Origin of the sequence: Streptomyces sp. NPDC005494 (genome assembly GCF_042872025.1) — a bacterium.
GTDB lineage: Bacteria > Actinomycetota > Actinomycetes > Streptomycetales > Streptomycetaceae > Streptomyces.
Map to the genome: position 1 here is coordinate 375,286 of NZ_JBIAJR010000001.1, position 20,008 is coordinate 395,293.

The window sequence follows — 20,008 nt, forward strand, 5'->3', positions numbered from 1 at the left end:
CCGCGGATGCGGCCGCGAAGCCCCTCAGGCGGCGTCGGAGAGCCTGCCGTCCGGCACGGCGGCGAAGGTGGCGACGGGCGCACCGGCCGGGGCGCCCGCCGGCGCCGTACGTCCCTCGACGAGGTCACGGCGCGGGCAGTCCCCCCGGCCGAGCAGTGCCTGGATCCTGCGGACGCAGCCGCCGCAGTCGGTACCGGCCTTGCAGGCGGAAGCGATCTGGCGGGGTGTGCACGCTCCGCCGTCCGCATGCTGCTTGACCTGGTCCTCCGTGATGCCGAAGCAGGAGCAGACGTACATGCGGTTCACCTCCCGACGGGTCGATCGCTGCGCCGTCCCGAGGTCTCGGTGAGGCTAACCTAACCTTACCCGGGACCCCTCTCCCGCAAAAGCCCCGGTACGCCCGTGGGGCACGGATCACATGGATCCGTGCCCCACGGGCGTCACTCACGGTGATTCCTACTGGTCGCGGTACATCTCGGCGACGAGGAAGGCCAGGTCGAGCGACTGGCTGCGGTTGAGGCGCGGGTCGCAGGCGGTCTCGTAGCGCTGGTGGAGGTCGTCCACGAAGATCTCGTGGCCGCCGCCGACGCACTCGGTGACATCGTCACCGGTGAGCTCCACGTGGATGCCGCCCGGGTGCGTCCCGAGCTCCTTGTGCACCTCGAAGAAGCCCTTGACCTCGTCCAGGACGTCGTCGAAGCGGCGCGTCTTGTGGCCGGATGCGGCCTCGAACGTGTTCCCGTGCATCGGGTCGGTCACCCACACCACCGTGGCACCGGAGGCGGTCACCTTCTCGACGAGCTCGGGGAGCTTGTCGCGGACCTTGTCGGCGCCCATGCGGACGATGAAGGTCAGCCGGCCGGGCTCGCGGTCGGGGTCGAGGCGGTCGATGTAGCCGAGTGCCTCGTCGACGGTGGTCGTCGGGCCGAGCTTGATCCCGATGGGGTTGCGGATCTTCGACGCGAACTCGATGTGCGCGCCGTCCATCTGCCGGGTGCGCTCACCGACCCAGACCATGTGGCCCGAGGTGTCGTAGAGCTGGCCGGTGCGTGAGTCGGTGCGGGTCAGGGACGACTCGTAGTCGAGCAGCAGCGCCTCGTGCGAGGCGTAGAACTCGACCGCCTTGAACTCGGCCGGGTCCGTGCCGCACGCCTTCATGAAGTTCAGCGCGTTGTCGATCTCGCGGGCGAGCGCTTCGTAACGCTGGCCGGAGGGCGAGGACTTCACGAAGTCCTGGTTCCAGGCGTGCACCTGGCGCAGGTCGGCGTAACCGCCGGTGGTGAAGGCGCGGACCAGGTTCAGCGTGGAGGCGGACGCGTGGTACATCTGCTTCAGCCGCTGAGGGTCCGGGACACGGGCGGCCTCGGTGAATTCGAAGCCGTTGACGGAGTCGCCGCGGTAGGTCGGCAGCGTCACGCCGTCACGGGTCTCGGTCGGCTTCGAGCGCGGCTTGGAGTACTGCCCCGCGATCCGGCCGATCTTCACGACCGGCACGGAGGCGGCGTAGGTGAGGACGGCGCTCATCTGGAGCAGCGTCTTCAGCTTGGCCCGGATGTGCTCGGCCGACACGGCGTCGAAGGCTTCGGCGCAGTCGCCACCCTGCAGCAGGAACGCCTCGCCCTTGGCGACGGCTCCCAGGCGGGCGCGCAGCTGGTCGCACTCGCCCGCGAAGACGAGCGGCGGATACGACTCGAGGTCCGCGAGTGCTTCGCGCAGGGCCTCGGCATCGGGGTACTCGGGCTGCTGCGCCGCGGGAAGGTCTCGCCAGGTGTGGCCACCGGCGACGGAGGTATTGGCGTTCACGGTCACGCTCCCAACATTACGGGGTCCCGGGGCGCGTCCATCCGGGCGCTCAGCAAATGAGACGCCCGCTCGTTTGTCCACGGCATCCGCTAGGGTTCGTGCCATGTTCGCGCAGACGACCCAGAACTGGTGGTGGACCGCTCATCCGGCGGCCCGCTGATTCATCGCGCGTACAGACTTCGCGAAGGCCGCCCGAGGGGCGGCCTTCTCTGCGTTTCGGAGCCGGGAGCCGTTCCTCCATCAGGAAGGAACGCCCATGCCCGACCGCCCCGCAGATCTCCTGTCCGCCCTGCTCGGGGAGGACGCCCCGCCCTTCGCCCTGCTGCGCAGACGTACACCCGGACGGGACCACGACACCGTCGAGGTCCTGATCGGCGAGGTGCGGGAGGTGGAGCGGCTCGCGGAGATCCCCGTCGGCCCCCTGCCCTCGCTGGCGCTGGTGCCGTTCCGGCAGATCAGGGAGCGCGGCTTCGACGTACGCGACGACGGCACCCCGCTCTCCGTGCTCGTCGCCACCGAGGTGTACGAGCTGCCACTGGCCGAGGTGCTCGCCCAGCTGCCCCGCCACGCGGTGCGCGTCGAGGGCGGCTCCTTCGACGTCCCCGACGCGGAGTACGAGGACGTCGTCCGCCGGGTCGTCGAGGACGAGATCGGCCGGGGCGAGGGCGCGAACTTCGTGATCCGCCGGACCTTCGGCGGTGAGATCCCCGGTTTCGGCCGCGCCGACGCCCTGGCCCTGTTCCGCAGGATGCTCGCCGACGAGCGGGGCGCGTACTGGACGTTCGTCGTGCACACGGGAGGCGGCGCCGGTGCGGCGTCCCAGCAGGGCGGCCGGACCCTGGTCGGCGCCAGCCCCGAGGCACATGTGCGGATGAGCGGCGGCACGGTCGTGATGAACCCGATCAGCGGGACCTACCGCTACCCGGAGGAGGGGCCGGGGGCCGAGAGCCTGCTGGCGTTCCTCGGTGACCGCAAGGAGACGGAGGAGCTCTCCATGGTGGTCGACGAGGAACTCAAGATGATGTGCACGGTCGGGGACATGGGCGGCGTGGTGATCGGGCCACGGCTGAAGGAGATGGCGTATCTCGCGCACACCGAGTACGAATTGCGCGGGCGCTCCTCGCTCGACGTGCGCGAGGTCCTGAAGGAGACCATGTTCGCGGCGACCGTCACCGGCTCCCCGGTGCAGAACGCCTGCCGGGTGATCGAGCGGTACGAACCGGGAGGCCGCGGTTACTACGCGGGCGCGCTGGCCCTCCTGCGCCAGGAGCCCGGTGGGGCGCAGACCCTGGACTCGCCGATCCTGATCCGCACCGCCGACATCTCGGCCGAAGGCCGGCTGAGCGTGCCGGTGGGGGCGACGCTGGTACGCCGTTCCGATCCTGCGGGCGAGGTCGCCGAGACCCATGCGAAGGCGGCCGGCGTCCTGGCGGCGCTGGGTGTCAGGCCGGGCAGACCCGAGGCGGAGGCGAGCCGGCCGCGACTGGCGTCCGACCCACGGGTGCAGGCGGCCCTGGACGACCGCCGTGGTGGACTCGCGCCCTTCTGGCTGCGGATGCAGGAGCGCACGCGGGACCTGTCCGGCCACGCTCTGGTGGTGGACGGCGAGGACACCTTCACGGCGATGCTGGCGCATCTGCTGCGCTCCTCGGGCCTCGGGGTCTCGGTGCACCGCTACGACGAGCCCGGACTGCGGGAGAGGGCGCGGGCGCACAGAGGGCCCGTGGTCCTGGGTCCCGGCCCCGGCGATCCGGGCGACGTCGCGGACCGGAAGATGCGGCTGCTGCGGGAGATGGCGGCCGAGCTCGTGCGGGAGCACCGGCACGGGCTGCTGGGCGTCTGCCTCGGCCATGAGCTGATCGCGGCGGAGCTAGGCCTGGAGATCGTACGGAAGCCGGTCCCTTACCAGGGGACGCAGACTCGGATCGATCTGTTCGGCAGGCCCGAGACCGTGGGCTTCTACAACAGCTTCACCGCGCACTGCGACGACGCGGCGGCTGCGGAGCTCGGTGCGCACGGCATCGAGGTGAGCCGGGAGCGGACGTCAGGGGAGCTGCACGCACTGCGGGGCACCGGCTTCGCCTCGGTGCAGTTCCACCCGGAGTCGGTGCTGACCCTGCGCGGCTCCACGATCGTGACCGAGCTGCTGGCGGCACTGCCGGTGCCCGGCTGAGGAACCGGCGGGACCGGACCGGTCCGGCCCCGGTCCGGTCCGCCGGGTCCGGTCCGCCGGGTCCGGGCCGCCGGGTCCGGGCCGCCGGGTCCGGGCCGCCGGGTCCGGGCCGCCGGGTCCGGGCCGCCGGGTCCGGGCCGCCGGGTCCGGGCCGGCGGGGCCGGGCCTGCTCGCTTCGGCCGGACCGGCTCGCTTCGGCCGGGCCTGGCCGAACTGGCATATGCCAATTGACAACTTCGGTTGCCATGGGTGAGTGCGGTAACTAAAGTTGTCGGCATGACATCGACCGAGGTCACCCACACGGAACTGACCGCACTGGAGAAGTCCCTCTGCGAGGCCCTGGCCCCGCTCGCGACGGCCCTGCGCGCCCGGAGCACCGGGCTCCCCGAGGACCGCATGTGGGCCGCGGACCCCGTCGAGGTGTCGTTGTCGGTACTCGAGGGCTGGAAGGTGGTGGACGCGGCGGTCGCGCGGCTGACGGCACAGGCGGCGCGGACCGCGGGCTCCTACGGGGCGAGTTACGAACAGTTGGGTGCGGCCTGGGGCATAACGCGCCAGGGTGCCCGCAAGAAGTGGCCCGACGCGGTCAGCAGACCGGCCGCGGTGGCCGAGCCGGGCAGGGTCGAGCTGTTCGGAGGTACGGCCGAGCTCTTCCTGGAGCCGGCCTCGGGCGGCTGGCGGTGGACCGGGCGGGGAGCGGACGGCACCCACGGCACAGCGGACGAGGCGCTGCACTGCGGCACGAAGGAGGAGGCGGCCGCTTATGCCGGGGCGTTCCTGAAGGACCACACCGGCGACCCGGCCGGTTAGGGAGTGGGGGGCGCCGGGACGAGGAAGTTGTCGCTGCGGCGTCCCGCCAGGTAGTCGGTGACGTTCTGCACGGTGGCCTGGATGATCTGCCCCACGGCGTCCCGCGTGTAGTACGCCTGGTGCGAGGTCACGATGACGTTGGGGAAGGTGACGAGCCGCGCCAGGGTGTCGTCGTCGATGCCCTCCAGCGACTTGTCGACGTAGAAGAGCCCCGCCTCCGCCTCGTACACGTCGAGCCCGACACCTGAGAAGCGGCCGGCCCGGAGCTCGGCGACGAGCGCGCGGGTGTCGATGAGGCCGCCGCGGCTGGAGTTGACCAGAATCGCGTCGTCGTTCATCAGGGCCAGGGCTTCCTCGCCGATGATGTGCTGGGTGGCGGGCAGGAGCGGCACGTGGAGGCTGATCAGATCGGCCTCGGCGAAGAGCTGCTCCTTGTCCACATAGGTCATGCCGAGCGCGGTGCAGGCGGGGTTCTCGACCACGTCCCAGCCGAGGAGATTCATGCCGAAGCCATGAGCGATCCGGGTGAACGCCTCGCCGATCTTTCCGGTGCCGACCACACCCGCCGTGCGGCCGTGCATGTCCCGCCCGAGGAGCCCGTCGAGGCGGAAGTCGAAGTCCCGGGTCCTGCTCACCGCGCGGACGATGCGGCGGTTGACGGCCATGGCCAGGGTCCAGGCGAACTCGGCGACCGATTGGGGGGAGTAGTAGGAGACCCGGGCGACGCGCAGGGCGAGCCGTGCGGCGACGTCGAGATCGATGTTGTTGAACCCGGTGGAACGCTGGGCGATCATCTGCGTGCCGCCTGCCGCGAGGGTCTGCAGGACGGGGCCGCCGAGGTCCGCGTTGACGCTGGTGGAGATGATCTCGTAGCCCGCGGCGATCGGAGCGGTGTCGGCGGTCAGGAAGACGTCCAGGCACCGGACGTCGTGCAGGCCTGCGAAGGCCTCCTCGATCAGGGGCTTCTCATCGGCCTGCACGCCGAATGCCAGGATTTCCACGACGTCTCCCAGGTGGAGGGTGGGGCGGGCGGTCCTCGCGAATATACGGCCCGCGCCTCCCACGCGCCGCCCGGCCGCCACGCCCCGTCCGGCCGGAGATGGGACGGCCGGGCGGGGCGCGTCGGGGTCACTCAGCCGAAGAAGACCTCCGCCTCGGCGTACAGGGCCGGATCGACCGTCTTGAGGCGGGCCGTGGCCTCGGCGATCGGAACCCGCACGATGTCCGTGCCCTGCAGGGCGACCATGGTGCCGAAGGCGCCTTCGTGCACCGCGTCGACGGCGTGCAGTCCGAAGCGGGTGGCGAGCCAGCGGTCGAAGGCACTGGGCGTGCCACCCCGCTGGACGTGACCGAGGACCGTGGTCCTGGCCTCCTTGCCCGTCCGCCGCTCGATCTCCTTGGCCAGCCATTCACCTACGCCGGAGAGCCGGACATGACCGAACGGGTCGTGGGAGTCGTCCTTGAGGATCACCTCGCCGTGCGCGGGCGCCGCGCCCTCGGCGACCACCACGATCGGCGCGTAGCTCGCCCGGAAGCGGGAGGTGACCCACTCGCAGACCTGGTCGGTGTCGAAGCGCTGCTCGGGGATGAGGATGACGTTGGCCCCGCCCGCCAGGCCGGAGTGGAGGGCGATCCAGCCTGCGTGGCGGCCCATCACCTCGACGACGAGGACCCGCATGTGGGACTCGGCCGTGGTGTGGAGCCGGTCGATGGCCTCGGTCGCGATGCCCACGGCGGTGTCGAAGCCGAAGGTGTAGTCGGTCGCCGAGAGATCGTTGTCGATGGTCTTGGGTACGCCGACGCATTTGATGCCGTACTCGTCGGACAGCCTCGCCGCGACGCCGAGCGTGTCCTCGCCGCCGATCGTGATCAGGGAGTCCACCTCGTGCTCGGCAAGGCTGTCCCTGATCCGGCGGACCCCCTGTCCGGCGTACTCGGGATCGAAGGGATTGGTCCGGGAGGAGCCGAGGATGGTGCCGCCGCGCGGCAGGATGCCGCGCACCGCGGCCACGGACAGCGGCACGGTCTGCCCTTCGAGGGGCCCGCGCCAGCCGTCCCGGAAGCCGGTGAAGTCGTAGCCGTACTCCTGCACGCCCTTGCGGACGATGGCGCGGATGACCGCGTTGAGCCCGGGGCAGTCGCCGCCCCCGGTCAGTACTCCGACCCGCATAGGAAGCATCCCTTCGCCGAAGTGAGCTCGCTACGGGCCACGCTAATGGTGACCCAGGTCACTTCGGGATGGGTGGGACGTTCAAATCCGTTGCGCTGCACGGCTGTTGTCACCCCGTGCGACATCGCGTGGTGCGGCATCACCCCGCGCGACGTCGCAGCAGATACCTCACACGTCGTCGAGGCCGGCTTCGATCGCATAGCGCACCAGCTCCACCCGGTTGTGCAGCTGGAGCTTGCCCAGGGTGTTCTGGACGTGGTTCTGCACCGTGCGGTGGGAGATGACCAGCCGCTCGGCGATCTGCTTGTACGAGAGCCCCTTGGCGACCAGTCTCAGGACCTCCGTCTCACGGTCCGTGAGCTGCGGGACCTTCGGCTGGTCGGGAGCGGCCGGGGCCGGGTCTGAGGCGAGCCGGCGGTACTCGCCGAGGACCAGTCCGGCCAGGCCCGGTGTGAAGACCGGGTCGCCCGCCGCCGTCGCGCGCACGGCGTCGGTCAGCTCCTGGGTGCTGGCGGACTTGAGCAGGTAGCCGGTGGCACCCGACTTCACCGCCTCCAGCACGTCGGCGTGCTCGCCACTGGCGGAGAGCACCAGCACCCGCAAGCCGGGGTTGGAACCCACGAGCTCCTTGCACACCTGGACGCCGGGCATGCCCGGCAGGTTCAGGTCGAGCACCAGGACGTCCGGGGTCACAGCCCTGGCACGGCGCACGGCGCCCGGGCCGTCCCCCGCCGTGGCGACGACGTCGAACCCGGACTCGGTCAGGTCGCGGGCGACGGCGTCGCGCCACATCGGGTGGTCGTCGACCACCATCACCCTGATGGGCCGTTCCTCGGACGCCTGCGTGTTCGGTGTACTCATCGGGCCGTTCCTGCCTTCCCCCGTGAAACCTTCGGAATCTTCAACTCGACCTCGGTGCCCTGGCCGGGGACCGAGATCAGCTCTGCCGTGCCGCCCAGATCGCGCAGCCTCCCGCGGATGGAGAGGGCGACTCCGAGCCTGCCCTCCTCCTCCGCCTGGTCGAGCCGCCCCTCCGGGATGCCCGGGCCGTCGTCCCGGACCGTGACGATCACCGCGTCCGGCTCGTCCTCGACCAGGATCCACGCCTGGGCGTCCGCCCCGGCGTGGACCCGCACGTTGTCCAGCGCGGCGCTCACCGCCGCGGCGAGTTCACGCGCCGCCGCGGCCGGGAGCAGCACCGGGGCTCCGGGCTCCGCGAAGACGACCCGGGAACCCGCGTGCACGGCGAGCAGGGAGCGCAGGTCGCACGGGGCCTGCTCGTCCTCGTCGGCGCGTTCCAGGTCCCCGGTGTCCACCGCCCGGACGACCGCGCCCTCGGCGCTGTCCTCGGAGACCCTGGTCGCGGGCACCAGACCGCTGGAGACGAGGGTGCGCAGGGCGACCTCCTGCTCCCCCGCCATCCTGCCGAGCTCCGCCGCCTCGCCGCCCAGGGCCGTACCCCGTCGCTGGACCATGGCCAGGACCTGCAGGACGCTGTCATGGATGTCGCGGGCCAGCCGCTCCCGCTCCCGGGTGGCGGCCTCGATCTCGAGGGCGCGCGCCAGGGTGCGTTCACTGGCGCGGGCGACCTCGACGACGTAGCCGATGGCGATGGACGCGACCCAGACCAGCACGACGTTGTGGAAGGTGTCCTCACTGGGCTCACCGCGCTCGACGATGTTGGCGACGGCCACGAGCGTGGAGGCGAAGGCCGCCCAGCGCCAGCCCCCCTTGAGCGCGAAGGCGAGGACGGAACCCGCGGTCCAGATCGAGGGAAGTGTCGGCCCGTCGACGTGCTGCGCGTCGAAGTCCGCCAGGGGCGTCAGCAGGATCCCGACGAGGGCGACGACGAGGTCCAGGCCCAGGAACCGCTTGGTGCAGCTCGCCGCGTTGGCCACCCTGGGCAGCGTGACGAGCGTCCAGAGGGCGAGGAACGCCAGGTAGGCGACGACCACCCAGGGCCGCTCGAACTTCTCGCTGCCGAAGCCCGCGAGCAGCGCCGCGTAGACCAGCGTCAGCACGCGGTACGCGGTCAGCGCCCGCCACAGCGGCTGTTCCACCGACATCCGTACGACCCGTACACGTCCGGCCATGTCCCCTCCCCCGGTTCCCGCCCCTGCCGTGCTGCCCGCCCCGGAGGGTGGGCGACGCGCTCACGCGCCCGGCCGATCCGTTCCCTTTTGCTTCGCCTCTTCGGCGATCCGGCGCTTGGCCGCGGTCGCGTAGACGTCCACGTACTCCTGGCCGGACAGCTTCATGATCTCGTACATGACCTCGTCGGTGACCGAGCGCAGGATGAACCGGTCCCCGTCCATGCCGTGGTAGCGGCTGAAGTCCAGGGGTTGGCCGATCCTGATGCCCGGGCGCATCAGCCTGGGCACCAGCTGGCCCGGAGGCTGGATCTTCTCGGTGTCGATCATCGCCACCGGGATGACGGGCGCACCGGTGGCGAGGGCCACCCTCGCCAGGCCGCCGGGCTTGCCCCGGTAGAGCCGCCCGTCGGGCGAACGGGTGCCCTCGGGATAGATACCGAAGAGCCCGCCGCTCTCGATGACCTGGATGCCCGCCCTGATGGCCGCGTCCCCGGCGCCCCTGGCGCCCGAGCGGTCCACCGGGAGCTGGCCCACACCCTTGAAGAAGGCAGCGGTGAGCTTGCCCTTCACCCCGGGCGAGGTGAAGTACTCCGACTTGGCGATGAAGGTCACCTTGCGGTCGAGCACCGCAGGCAGGAAGAAGGAGTCCGAGAACGACAGGTGGTTGCTCGCGAGGATCGCCGGCCCCTGCGCGGGAATGTTCTCCAGGCCCTCCACCCACGGCCTGAAGGCGAGCTTCAGGGACCCGCCGATGGAGAACTTCATTGCGCCGTAGATCAACTCGGGTGCCTCCTGTGTGCTGTCGACAGACCTTAACCTGTGGGGCAGCGCCCTCTTCCGCCCGGCACGGAGGCCACCTCACGCGTGCCCCCGGGGCAGCCGTCCCACGCGTGATCCCGGCAGGTGGCCCCCGCTGGGGCGGTGACGGCCCTGGTCGGTGTCGGTCCGGTCGCGTACGGTGAAGTCATCCTTTTGCACACCCCCCGCACCCCGCCCGCTTCATGAACAGGAGACCCCGGTGCCGGTCCTCCCTGGAGCCGAGCCGTTCCGCCACGAGGGCGGAGAGGTCGGCGTCCTCCTCTGTCACGGATTCACGGGTTCGCCGCAGTCGCTGCGCCCCTGGGCCGACTATCTGGCGGAGCGGGGGCTGACCGTGTCCCTCCCCCTGCTGCCAGGGCACGGCACGCGCTGGGAGGACATGGCCGTCACGGGCTGGCAGGACTGGTACGCGGAGGTCGACCGGGAGCTGCGCGCGCTGCTGCAGCGGTGCGAGCAGGTCTTCGTCTTCGGCCTGTCCATGGGCGGGGCCCTGGCGCTGCGCCTCGCCGCGAAGCACGGCGACGAGATCGCGGGCCTGGTGCTGGTGAACCCGGCGAACAAGGTCCACGGCCTCTCCGCGTACGCCCTGGCGGTCGCCCGGCATCTGGTGCGGACGACGAAGGGGCTGACCAGCGACATCGCGCTGGAGGGCTCCGAGGAGGTCGGTTACGACCGCGTTCCGCTGCACGCCGCCCACTCCGTACGGGCCTTCTTCCGGCTCGTCGACGCCGATCTGCCCCAGGTGACCCAGCCGCTCGTGCTGCTGCACAGTCCGCAGGACCATGTCGTCCCGCCGGCCGACTCGGCGCGGATCCTCAGCCGGGTCTCGTCCCGGGACGTCGAGGAGATCGTGCTGGAACAGAGCTACCACGTCGCGACGTTGGACCACGATGCGGAGCGGATCTTCGACGAGAGCTTCCGGTTCATCGGCCGCCTCGCACCCGATGCCGGCAAGAAGGGGAGCACGTCCGGTGGCTGAGCACGACGCGGAGCGCGCGGGCAGTGACGAGGAGCGCGAGCCGCGCCCCACGGAGGGGACGGCCGTTCCCGAAGGCACCGATGCGGCACGGCCGCTCGACGAGGCCGCGGCCTGGGAGGCGATCGTGGCGGGTTACGGCGAGGAGCCGCCTGACCCGCCGGGAGCCAAGCCGTTCAAGTCGATCGAGGACCTGGCCCTGCTCGAGGACGATCAGCTGAACGTCCTGGACCCGGCACAGGAGTCCGGCACCGGCGAGGACGCGGACAAGGGCACGAGCGGGAAGGCCCCGGTGAAGCCGCCGGAGCAGAAGCCGCTCGGCGGCTCGGTGGTCTTCGCCCCCGGGGTCGCCGGTCCGCGCGACTACGGCCTGGCAGAGCCCCGGGACTCGGACACCGACGACCCGGACGACAGCGAGGAGGGACATTTCGTCCCGCCGGAGCCGCCGCCGCTACCCGAGGCCGACGTGACAGCGAAGTTCGCCTGGCTCGCGGTGGTGGGCGGACCGGTGCTGATGCTGGTCGCCGTGCTGATGCAGTGGGAGATGACGTGGTGGCTCACCACGCTCTCCATCGGCGGTTTCCTGGGCGGTTTCGCCACCCTGGTGGCCCGTATGCCCCACGACGACGAAGAGGACGACGACCCGGGCCGCGGCGCGGTCGTCTGAGCGGGCTCCGCGCCGGCCCGGCCGCCTGCGCGGTCGTCCGAGCGGGCTCCGCGCCGGACGCCCTCCGGGTCGCCGGATCCGGGCGGCCGGAGCGGAGCCGTCGGCCCTTCGTGCGCCGCCGCCGGTCGTCCGGTCCCCGGTCGTTCAGTCCCCCGCCGGCACTCGCAGGGCGGCCAGGACGGGCAGATGGTCCGTGGCCGTCAGCAGATCGGCGTCCTCGATGCCCGGCAGCGCCTCGGGGACGCCGCAGCCGAGCACCTCGATGCCACCGGTCGCGAACACCGCGTCGATGCGCTTGCTGGGCGCGCCGGGCGGGAAGGTGTTCTCGCCGCCCCACGGCCGCACGGTCCGGCAGTCCTGGAGCCGGCCGGCCAGCCGCCGGAACGCGCCCCCGTCCGGTACGTCGTTGAGATCGCCGGCCACCACCGCGTGCCGGACGCCCATCGCGTCGACCCGGTCCAGCAGCAGCCCCGCCTGAGCCTGCCGCTCCTCGCGCTGCAGACTCAGATGACAGCTCACGACGCCGAGCCTGGCCCCGGCGAACCGTACGACGGCCGTGGCGAGACCGCGGCGGTGGAGGCCCGGGGTGAGGGGCAGCAGCACGTCCTCGGTCCGTTCCACCGTGGCGCGCAGGGAGCAGAGCAGCATCGGCCCGGCCGCGGTCGCCCCGCCGCTGAGCATCACCAGGTCGGTCATGGCGGCGAGCCGGGCAGCGGCCTTGCGCCAGCGGAAGAAGCGCGGGGCCTCCTGGACGCACACGAGATCGGGGGCGCAGGCGCGGATGACACGGGCCAGGGCCTCGGTGTCGTCACGCAGCGAGCGGACGTTGTAGCTGAGCACCCGGATGACGGCCGAACCGTCCGGCTCGGTACGGGAGTCGGGCAAGGACATCGGCGTGGTGACCATGGGACGCACGATACGACGGACGCCCGCCGCTCCCCGGAGGGCGCGACGGGCGTCGGACATGCCGTGGTGGTGGTCAGCCCTGGCGTGCCAGGTCCGCCGCGCCCACCAGACCGGCCTTGCCGCCCAGTTGGGCTGCGAGGACCTGCGCGTGCGGACGCCATTCGCCGCCGATCAGCCAGCGCCGGAAGGACTTGCGGATCGGGTCGAGGACCAGTTCGCCCTCGTCCGAGACGCCGCCCCCCACGATGAAGGCCGACGGGTCGAAGAGCGAGGCGAGGTCGGCCAGGCCTGCTCCGGCCCAGCGGGCCAGCTCACGGAAGGAGTCGACGGCCACCGGGCAGCCCTGGCGGGCGGCCTCGCTGATGTGCTTGCCCTCGATGCCCTCCAGGGATCCGTCGCCGAGTCCCAGCAGGATCGTGGCGTTCTCCGGGGTGGCGTTGGCGCGCTGCTTCGCGTACCGCACGAGGGCACGCCCGGAGGCGTACTGCTCCCAGCAGCCCTGGCTGCCGCAGCCGCACAGCAGGCCGTCCGGGACGACCCGGATGTGACCGAATTCCGCCGCCACACCGAAGCGTCCCCGGCGCAGCTTGTTGCCGATGATGATGCCGCCGCCGAGGCCGGTGCCGAGCGTGATGCAGATGACGTCGTCGTGGCCCTGGCCGGCGCCGAAGCGGTATTCGCCCCAGGCCGCCGCGTTGGCGTCGTTCTCGACGACGACGGGAAGGCCGACGCGCTGCTCGACCTTGTCCTTGAGCGGCTCGTGACGCCAGTTGATGTTCGGGGCGAACAGCACGGTCGCGCGCTTGTCGTCGACGTATCCGGCCGCGCCGATGCCTACGGCCTCGACGTCGTGTCCCTCGCTCGCTCCCGACACGGCGGAGCTGATCGCGTCCACGATGCCTTCGGCGGTCGGCGGGGTCGATACCTTGAACGTCGAGAGGATCCGGCCCTCTTCGTCGACCACTCCAGCCGCGATCTTCGTGCCGCCGATATCGACGCCGATGGTGAGTCCCATGAATCCCTCAGTTTCGGTCGAGCCCCGCTACGGCCAACCGTACCCGAGCCGGGGACGGGTATTTCCTGTCCAGGGTCAGTCCAGGTCGATGTGTTCGCTGCCGCCGGTGCCCTCGTCACGCGGGTCCGAGGGGTCCTGGGCGGCCTTCTTCGCAGGACCGGGGGTGCTTCCGGTGCCGCCGGAGGTGCCCCCGGCGCCCTCGGTGCCCTTGGTCCAGCGGCCTTCCTGGCCCTCGACCGCGGAGCGGTAGGCGGCCAGCAGCTCGTTCCCCGCGGCGGCGAGATGGTCGAAAAGCTCCGGATTGCGCTCGATCACAGGTTCGACCGCCGACTTGGCCTGACGGATCACCTGCTGGACGGTGCCCTGGGCGGCCATGCCGAGCAGCGGCGACTGGAGCGAGGAGACCTTGTCGGCCACCGCGTCGATCAGCTTGCGCAGCTCTTCGGCGGCGGACCCCGGCTGCTGTCCGTACTGGGCCCGTCGTCGGGCCTTCTCCGCTTCGAGGTCCTCGGCGCAGGCCTCCGCCCACGCGTCGTCGTCGACGGGACGATCGGTGGCTTCACTCATGGCGGACTCCTGCGGCGCGGTTGTCTGCGTGACCGTACGGGCCACGTACTACCGACGTTACCCGAACGGTGGTACCCCGTTCATTGTGTCCGGGGCCAGAGCGCGGGGTCAGGCCTGAACCGGACACGCAGGACGCCTTCGGTGAGCGCCGCCCCCGCGACGGTGCAGCGTCGCAGTGCGGACTCCAGGCGCACGATCCGGTGGAACGGACCTGCCGTGAGCAGCAGTTCGTCGCCCCTCCGGACCAGCTTGAGGTCCTCCTTGACCGCGCCGGGCAACGGCAGGCACCAGGCGATGACGCCGTCCCCGTCGTCCTCGGTCCACCAGGGGTTCCCGGCGTGTCCCGGCGGGCGTTCGTCCGGTGCGCAGTGCTCCGCGAGCACGGCCAGGTCCTCGGCGGTGCGCGGGTCCCGGCCGAGGTGGGCGCTCTCGCGTACGGGCGTCGCGGGTGCCCACTCCTGCCGCCAGTGGTCCAGGCACTTGTCCTGCCGGGCGGAGAGGTCGGCGAACCACGGGTCGGCGGAGTGACGGGGCAGGATCCGGGAGGCCACGACGGCGTCGACGCGCAGTCCGTGCAGGGCGAGCCCGGTGCGGGCGGCGCTCAGCGCGTCCTCGGCGGCCTGCCCTGGTTCGGCGACCAGCCGGACGGTGGTCGCGCCGTCCTCGATCAGGGCTTCGACGGCGGCCAGTTCCGCGTCCTTGCGGGCGGCGGCCTCGTACAGCCACCGGGCCGGCATGGGGACGCCGGCGAGCTGGGCGAGCACCGGGCGCAGAGCCCTGGCGGCCTGGCGTTCCCTGGGCAGGAGCCGCCGGAGGTAGCGGCGCAGCTGGGCCGGGAGCGCGAGCAGGGCGAGCGCCTCGGTCAGCGGGGGCAGGTCGACGACGAGGGTCTCGTAGCCTTCCCGCGCCCAGTCGCCCTCGGCCACCCGGCGCAGGGTGTGCAGGAGCGCGAGCTGCGGGGCGCCGGGCAGTTCGGTGAGTTCCTCGCCGTCCAGCCGGTTGGCGCCGAGCAGGTCGAGCACGCCGGAGGCCCGCTCCTGAAGGTCCAGGAGTTCGCCCCGGAAGTGCGCGGCGGAGTCGACGCGGACGTGGAAGAGCCGCTCGGCGGCCTCCACAGGCCCTGGACCCTCCGGGAAGGCGGGTACCGCGTCGGAGGAGACGAGAAGGGTGCGCCGGCCGCCACGCGCCGATGCGAGCGCGGTGGCGGCCGCCACGGTGGTACGGCCCGCGCCGCCGGGGCCGGTGACGAGGACCGTACGCACGAGGTCAGACCCTCGGGACGGACTCGACGCGCTTCTTCAGCCCGGCGAGGGCGCGGTCGATGATGACCTTCTCCGCCTTGCGCTTGATCATGCCGAGCAGCGGGATCTTGACGTCCACGGCCAGGCGGTAGGTGACCTCGGTGCGGTCGCCCTCGCCCAGCGGCGCCAGCGCGTAGCTGCCGTCGAGGGCGCGCAGCATCTGGGACTTGACGAGGGTCCAGCCGACTTCGTAGGGGCTGTTCCACGTGTAGGCGAGGACGTGGTCGTCCTTGATCGCTCCGGCGTCCAGGACGAGCCGGACCTGCTCGGCGCGGCCCTGGTCGTCGGTGGCCAGGATCTCGGCCTCCTTCACCTCGCCGGTCCACTCGGGGTAGCGGGCGAAGTCGGCGATCACTCCCATGACGTCGGCCGGCGCCGCCTCGATCGTGATGCTCGAGCTGGTGTGTTCAGCCATCGCCGTGGCCCTCCAGTGCGGTGTACCGGTCGCGTTCGGCAGAGGCCTGCCGTGTGCAGGCTATCGCGTGTGCACGGCGTCCCCGCCCGCGCCCCGGCCCGTGACCGGCGGCCGTGTCTCACCACTCCAGGGCCCACGGCCGCCCGGTCGAGGCGAAGTGGCCGACGTTGACGCACTCCGTGACGCCGATACGCATCCGGCGCACCAGGGGCTGATGGACATGGCCGAAAAGGGCGTAGCGGGGACGGGTGCGGCGGATGGCCTCCAGGAGCGCACGGCTGCCCCGCTCGAAGCGCCGGGCGACGGTGTCGTACGTCAGCTCCGGCACCTCGGGCGGGATGTGCGAGCACAGGACGTCGACCGGACCGAGCGCCTCGACCTTGGCCGCGTACTCCTCGTCGCTGATCTCGTACGGCGTGTTCATCGGGGTCCTGAGGCCGCCGCCGACGAAGCCGAACACCCTGCCGCCGATCTCGACCCGCTCGCCGTCCAGGACGGTGATACCGGCATGGGCGTACTCCGGCCAGAGGGCGGGCACGTCGACGTTGCCGTAGGTGGCGTACGTAGGGGTGGGCATGGCGGCGAACATCTCCGCGTACTGCTTGCGTACGGCGGACAGGATCGCGGCATTACGGTCCCGGCCGGCCCAGAGCTCACGGCCGAACGCGCGCGCTTCCTCGAAGCGGCGCGCGGTGCGCAGCTCGACGATGCGGTCGGCGTTCTCCTTGCCGAAGAGGTCGGGGAAGATCCCGCGCGAATGGTCCGCGTAGTCGAGGAAGAGGACCAGGTCGCCGAGGCAGACGAGCGCGTCCGCGCCGTCCCCGGCGCGCGCCAGCGCCTCCGTGTTTCCGTGCACGTCACTGACCACGTGCACGCGTGTCCGCCGAGTGGTGATCGTGTGGGGATTGCGCGGTGTGCCGACTCGCATGCGGATCACCCTAGGTCTCCGCGCGGCGCTCTGGGTAGAGGCCGCCGGACCTGCGATTACTTCCGGATCGGGACACGGGTGGACTAATGTGCGCCGAAGAACCACCGATATGTGTGATGCATAAGACATCTGGCCGGAACCCCCTTTCCGGAACCGAGTACCGGTGGGTAACGTCCGGCCAGTCCAGTCGTGCTCACCCCACTGAGCATCTGCCAGTCTTGGACCGATCCGGTACGTCGCACAGAGCCGTGGAACCGGAGCCCGATGAGGAGCAGCAGTCTTGCGCGAGTTCAGCCTTCCGGCCCTGTACGAGGTCCCTACGGACGGCAACCTGACGGATCTCATCCGCCGCAACGCCGCTCAGCATCCCGATGTCGCGGTGATGAGCCGGAAGGTCGCCGGCGTCTGGACCGACGTGACGGCCACCCAGTTCCTCGCTGAGGTCGAAGACACCGCCAGAGGCCTCATCGCGGCGGGCATCCAGCCCGGCGACCGGGTCGCGCTCATGTCCCGCACCCGCTTCGAGTGGGTCCTGCTGGACTTCGCGATCTGGAGCGCGGGCGCGGTCACCGTGCCGGTCTACGAGACCAGCTCCGCCGAGCAGGTGCAGTGGATACTCGGCGACTCGGGCGCCGTCGCGGTCGTCGTGGAGAGCGACGCCCACGCCCGGTCCGTGGCCGCCGTACGCGACCGGCTCCCCGGGCTCCGGCACGTCTGGGAGATCGACCGGGGCGCGGTCGGCGAGCTGGTGGCCTCCGGCGCCGAGGTCTCCGACGAGACCCTGGACCTGCGCATGGTCAGCGCCAAGGCCGACGACCCGGCGACCATCGTCTACACCTCCGGCACGACCGGCCGTCCCAAGGGCTGTGTGCTGACGCACCGCAGCTTCTTCGCGGAGTGCGGCAACATCGTGGAGCGGCTGAAGCCCCTCTTCCGTACCGGTGAGTGCTCCGTCCTCCTCTTCCTGCCCACCGCGCACGTCTTCGGCCGGCTGGTCGAGATCGCCTCGGTGATGGCCCCGATCAAGCTCGGCTGTGTGCCGGACATCAAGAACCTCACCGATGAGCTGGCCTCCTTCCGTCCGACGCTGATACTCGGCGTCCCCCGGGTCTTCGAGAAGGTCTACAACTCGGCACGGGCCAAGGCCCAGGCCGACGGCAAGGGCAAGATCTTCGACCGCGCGGCCGACACGGCGATCGCGTACAGCCGCGCGCTGGGCACGCCCCAGGGCCCCTCGATGGGCCTGAAGGTCAAGCACAAGGTCTTCGACAAGCTGGTGTTCAGCAAGCTGCGGGCCGTGCTCGGCGGTCGCGGCGAGTACGCGATCTCCGGCGGCGCGCCGCTCGGTGAGCGGCTCGGCCACTTCTTCCGCGGCATCGGCTTCACGGTTCTGGAGGGCTACGGCCTGACGGAGAGCTGTGCCGCCACGGCCTTCAACCCGTGGGACCGGCAGAAGATCGGCACGGTCGGCCAGCCGCTGCCCGGCTCGGTCGTACGGATCGCGGACGACGGCGAGGTGCTGCTGCACGGCGAGCACCTGTTCACCGGGTACTGGCAGAACGAGTCGGCGACGGCGGAGGCCCTGGCCGACGGCTGGTTCCACACGGGTGACATCGGCACGCTCGACGAGGACGGCTATCTCGCGATCACGGGCCGTAAGAAGGAGATCATCGTCACGGCGGGCGGCAAGAACGTCGCCCCCGCGGTGATCGAGGACCGGATCCGGGCACACGCCCTGGTCGCCGAGTGCATGGTGGTGGGCGACGGGCGGCCGTTCGTCGGCGCGCTGCTCACCCTGGACGAGGAGTTCCTCTCCCGCTGGGCCGAGGAGAACGGCAAGCCGGCCGGGTCGACCGCGGTGTCGCTCCGCGAGGACCCCGACCTGCTGGCGGAGGTCCAGCGGGCCGTGGACGACGGGAACGCCGCGGTCTCCAAGGCGGAGTCGGTGCGCAAGTTCCGCATCCTGGCCTCGCAGTTCACCGAGGAGGCGGGCCACATCACCCCCTCGCTGAAGCTGAAGCGCAACGTCGTGGCGAAGGACTTCGCGGACGAGGTCGAGTCGATCTACCGCGGCTGAGCCCGCACCCGCCCGACGAGGAGGGGGCCCGTACCCGGCCGGGTACGGGCCCCCTCCTCGTGGTCGTCCCGAGCCGCGTCCCCGGCCCGTACCCCAGGTGTCAGAGCAGCGTCCTGAGCTTCTCGGCGAGCAGGTCCCAGCGCCACTTCTCCTCGACCCACTCCCGGCCCCGCTCCCCCATGCGGCGGCGCAGTCCGGGGTCCTGGAGCAGCGTGACGATGCGATCGGCGGAATCCTCGGCGGAGCCGCCCCGGACCACCCAGCCCGTCTCCCCGTCCAGGACGGCGTCGGGGGCTCCGCCGGAGTCTCCCGCGACGACCGGCAGCCCGGTCGCGGACGCCTCCAGATAGACGATGCCGAGGCCCTCCACGTCGAGCCCGCCGCGCCGGGTGCGGCAGGGCATGGCGAAGACGTCGCCGGCGCCGTAGTGCGCGGGCAGTTCCTCCCAGGGCACGGGCCCGGTGAAGCGGACGGAGTCCTCCACACCGGTCTCGGCGGCCAGCTTCTTCAGCTGGCCGGCGTACGGCCCGCCGCCGACGACGAGCAGGACCGCGTCCGGCACCCGTGCCAGGATCGCCGGCATGGCGAGGATGAGCGTGTCCTGGCCCTTGCGCGGCACGAGCCGTGAGACGCACACGACGACGGGCCGGTCCGCGAGCCCGAGCCGGGCCCTGACGCGGTCACCGCCGGACGCCGGGTGGAAGGTCTTCTCGTCGACCCCGGGCGGCAGCTGGACCATCCGGTCCGCGGCCCTGCCGGTGAGCGCCCCCGCGATCCTGGACCGGGTGTACTCGCCGAGGTAGGTGAGGGTGTCGGTGCCTTCCCCGATGCGGCGCAGCAACTGGCGGGATGCCGGCAGCTGCGCCCATCCCGCCTCGTGGCCGTGCGTGGTGGCCACGATCCGGCGGGCACCGGCCCTGCGCAGCGCGGGAGCCATCAGCCCGAGCGGAGCGGCGGCGCCGAACCACACGGAGGAGCAGCCGTGCTCCCGCAGCAGCCGGACCGCCTGCCGGGTCGCCCCCGGGGTCGGCAGGAGCATCGTCGTACGTTCGCGTACGACGGTGAAGGGCTGCTCGGCGTCGAAGGCCGCGGTGGCCTCGGCACCCTCCGCGCCGCGCTTCCAGGTGGATGCGTACACGACGAGCTGCTCGGGGTCCAGACGCAGCGCCATGTTGTGCAGGAATGCCTGGATGCCGCCGGGGCGGGGCGGGAAGTCGTTCGTCACGATCAGGGTCTTGTCCATCGCCGCCGACAGTACCGGGCTCCTCGACGGCCCTGCCTGACGGCT

General features: G+C 71.6%; 20 protein-coding genes. 6 read left to right on the forward strand and 14 right to left on the reverse strand.

Annotated features, from left to right (window positions below):
• Positions 1 to 24: 24 nt before the first annotated feature.
• Both ACFYQ6_RS01715 and ACFYQ6_RS01720 read right to left on the reverse strand, forming a co-directional pair.
• Entirely contained in the window at positions 25 to 297 is a 273-nt protein-coding gene (locus tag ACFYQ6_RS01715) for a (2Fe-2S)-binding protein (RefSeq protein WP_361570356.1), read from the reverse strand.
• 159 nt (positions 298 to 456) lie between these two features.
• Positions 457 to 1,803, reverse strand: a complete 1,347-nt coding sequence (locus tag ACFYQ6_RS01720) for a class II 3-deoxy-7-phosphoheptulonate synthase (RefSeq protein ID WP_356735917.1) — start codon at positions 1,801 to 1,803, stop codon at positions 457 to 459.
• A 103-nt stretch (positions 1,804 to 1,906) separates the two neighbouring features.
• Between ACFYQ6_RS01720 and ACFYQ6_RS01725 the strand changes: the two genes are divergently transcribed.
• The 3 genes from ACFYQ6_RS01725 to ACFYQ6_RS01735 all read left to right on the forward strand — a co-directional run bounded on the left by ACFYQ6_RS01725 (position 1,907) and on the right by ACFYQ6_RS01735 (position 4,786).
• The gene (locus ACFYQ6_RS01725) at positions 1,907 to 1,963 is read left to right on the forward strand and encodes a trp operon leader peptide (RefSeq protein WP_124277238.1); all 57 of its coding nucleotides are present in this window, start codon (positions 1,907 to 1,909) and stop codon (positions 1,961 to 1,963) included.
• Between the two features lie 96 nt (positions 1,964 to 2,059).
• Positions 2,060 to 3,976, forward strand: coding sequence for an anthranilate synthase family protein (locus ACFYQ6_RS01730; RefSeq protein WP_388759753.1), 1,917 nt, complete (start codon positions 2,060 to 2,062; stop codon positions 3,974 to 3,976).
• Positions 3,977 to 4,252: 276 nt separating this feature from the next.
• Complete coding sequence (locus tag ACFYQ6_RS01735; protein ID WP_361570362.1) at positions 4,253 to 4,786, forward strand: hypothetical protein; 534 nt, start codon at positions 4,253 to 4,255, stop codon at positions 4,784 to 4,786.
• Here the strand turns inward: ACFYQ6_RS01735 and ACFYQ6_RS01740 are convergent.
• From ACFYQ6_RS01740 to ACFYQ6_RS01760, 5 genes are all read right to left on the reverse strand, one after another.
• Positions 4,783 to 5,787, reverse strand: coding sequence for a 2-hydroxyacid dehydrogenase (locus ACFYQ6_RS01740; RefSeq protein ID WP_361570365.1), 1,005 nt, complete (start codon positions 5,785 to 5,787; stop codon positions 4,783 to 4,785). The two genes, ACFYQ6_RS01735 and ACFYQ6_RS01740, sit on opposite strands and share 4 nt — an antisense overlap.
• 131 nt (positions 5,788 to 5,918) lie before the next feature.
• Positions 5,919 to 6,956 (reverse strand): 6-phosphofructokinase, encoded by a 1,038-nt coding sequence (locus ACFYQ6_RS01745; RefSeq protein ID WP_361570368.1) that lies wholly within the window; start codon positions 6,954 to 6,956, stop codon positions 5,919 to 5,921.
• Between the two features lie 168 nt (positions 6,957 to 7,124).
• Positions 7,125 to 7,817, reverse strand: coding sequence for a response regulator transcription factor (locus tag ACFYQ6_RS01750; protein ID WP_361570371.1), 693 nt, complete (start codon positions 7,815 to 7,817; stop codon positions 7,125 to 7,127).
• Positions 7,814 to 9,049 carry a MacS family sensor histidine kinase gene (gene macS / locus ACFYQ6_RS01755; RefSeq protein WP_361570373.1) on the reverse strand — a complete coding sequence of 412 codons (1,236 nt, stop codon included), beginning with the start codon at positions 9,047 to 9,049 and terminating at the stop codon, positions 7,814 to 7,816. The genes ACFYQ6_RS01750 and macS overlap by 4 nt, the downstream gene beginning before the upstream one ends.
• A gap of 60 nt (positions 9,050 to 9,109) precedes the next feature.
• The gene (locus tag ACFYQ6_RS01760; RefSeq protein WP_388759760.1) at positions 9,110 to 9,829 is read right to left on the reverse strand and encodes a lysophospholipid acyltransferase family protein; all 720 of its coding nucleotides are present in this window, start codon (positions 9,827 to 9,829) and stop codon (positions 9,110 to 9,112) included.
• 238 nt (positions 9,830 to 10,067) lie between these two features.
• Here ACFYQ6_RS01760 and ACFYQ6_RS01765 point away from each other — a divergent pair, with 238 nt between their 5' ends.
• Both ACFYQ6_RS01765 and ACFYQ6_RS01770 read left to right on the forward strand, forming a co-directional pair.
• Positions 10,068 to 10,847 (forward strand): alpha/beta hydrolase, encoded by a 780-nt coding sequence (locus ACFYQ6_RS01765; protein WP_388759763.1) that lies wholly within the window; start codon positions 10,068 to 10,070, stop codon positions 10,845 to 10,847.
• Positions 10,840 to 11,511, forward strand: a complete 672-nt coding sequence (locus ACFYQ6_RS01770; RefSeq protein ID WP_361570382.1) for a hypothetical protein — start codon at positions 10,840 to 10,842, stop codon at positions 11,509 to 11,511. Before ACFYQ6_RS01765 ends, ACFYQ6_RS01770 begins: the two co-directional genes overlap by 8 nt.
• 144 nt (positions 11,512 to 11,655) lie before the next feature.
• Here the strand turns inward: ACFYQ6_RS01770 and ACFYQ6_RS01775 are convergent, their stop codons facing one another.
• From ACFYQ6_RS01775 to ACFYQ6_RS01800, 6 genes are all read right to left on the reverse strand, one after another.
• Positions 11,656 to 12,417 (reverse strand): endonuclease/exonuclease/phosphatase family protein, encoded by a 762-nt coding sequence (locus ACFYQ6_RS01775; RefSeq protein WP_388759765.1) that lies wholly within the window; start codon positions 12,415 to 12,417, stop codon positions 11,656 to 11,658.
• A 73-nt stretch (positions 12,418 to 12,490) separates the two neighbouring features.
• Positions 12,491 to 13,432, reverse strand: coding sequence for an ROK family glucokinase (locus ACFYQ6_RS01780; protein WP_361570387.1), 942 nt, complete (start codon positions 13,430 to 13,432; stop codon positions 12,491 to 12,493).
• Positions 13,433 to 13,507: 75 nt separating this feature from the next.
• Complete coding sequence (locus ACFYQ6_RS01785) at positions 13,508 to 13,999, reverse strand: DUF5304 domain-containing protein (RefSeq protein ID WP_361570390.1); 492 nt, start codon at positions 13,997 to 13,999, stop codon at positions 13,508 to 13,510.
• An 80-nt stretch (positions 14,000 to 14,079) separates the two neighbouring features.
• Entirely contained in the window at positions 14,080 to 15,261 is a 1,182-nt protein-coding gene (locus tag ACFYQ6_RS01790) for an ArsA-related P-loop ATPase (protein ID WP_361570393.1), read from the reverse strand.
• 4 nt (positions 15,262 to 15,265) lie between these two features.
• Positions 15,266 to 15,715, reverse strand: a complete 450-nt coding sequence (locus tag ACFYQ6_RS01795; RefSeq protein WP_388759771.1) for an SRPBCC family protein — start codon at positions 15,713 to 15,715, stop codon at positions 15,266 to 15,268.
• A 118-nt stretch (positions 15,716 to 15,833) separates the two neighbouring features.
• Entirely contained in the window at positions 15,834 to 16,643 is an 810-nt protein-coding gene (locus ACFYQ6_RS01800) for a metallophosphoesterase (protein ID WP_361570396.1), read from the reverse strand.
• A 280-nt stretch (positions 16,644 to 16,923) separates the two neighbouring features.
• Between ACFYQ6_RS01800 and ACFYQ6_RS01805 the strand changes: the two genes are divergently transcribed.
• Positions 16,924 to 18,720, forward strand: a complete 1,797-nt coding sequence (locus ACFYQ6_RS01805) for an AMP-dependent synthetase/ligase (RefSeq protein WP_361570399.1) — start codon at positions 16,924 to 16,926, stop codon at positions 18,718 to 18,720.
• A 100-nt stretch (positions 18,721 to 18,820) separates the two neighbouring features.
• On the opposite strand, the gene ACFYQ6_RS01810 is transcribed toward ACFYQ6_RS01805, so the two are convergent.
• Positions 18,821 to 19,963 carry a glycosyltransferase family 4 protein gene (locus ACFYQ6_RS01810; protein WP_388759775.1) on the reverse strand — a complete coding sequence of 381 codons (1,143 nt, stop codon included), beginning with the start codon at positions 19,961 to 19,963 and terminating at the stop codon, positions 18,821 to 18,823.
• Positions 19,964 to 20,008 lie beyond the last annotated feature (45 nt).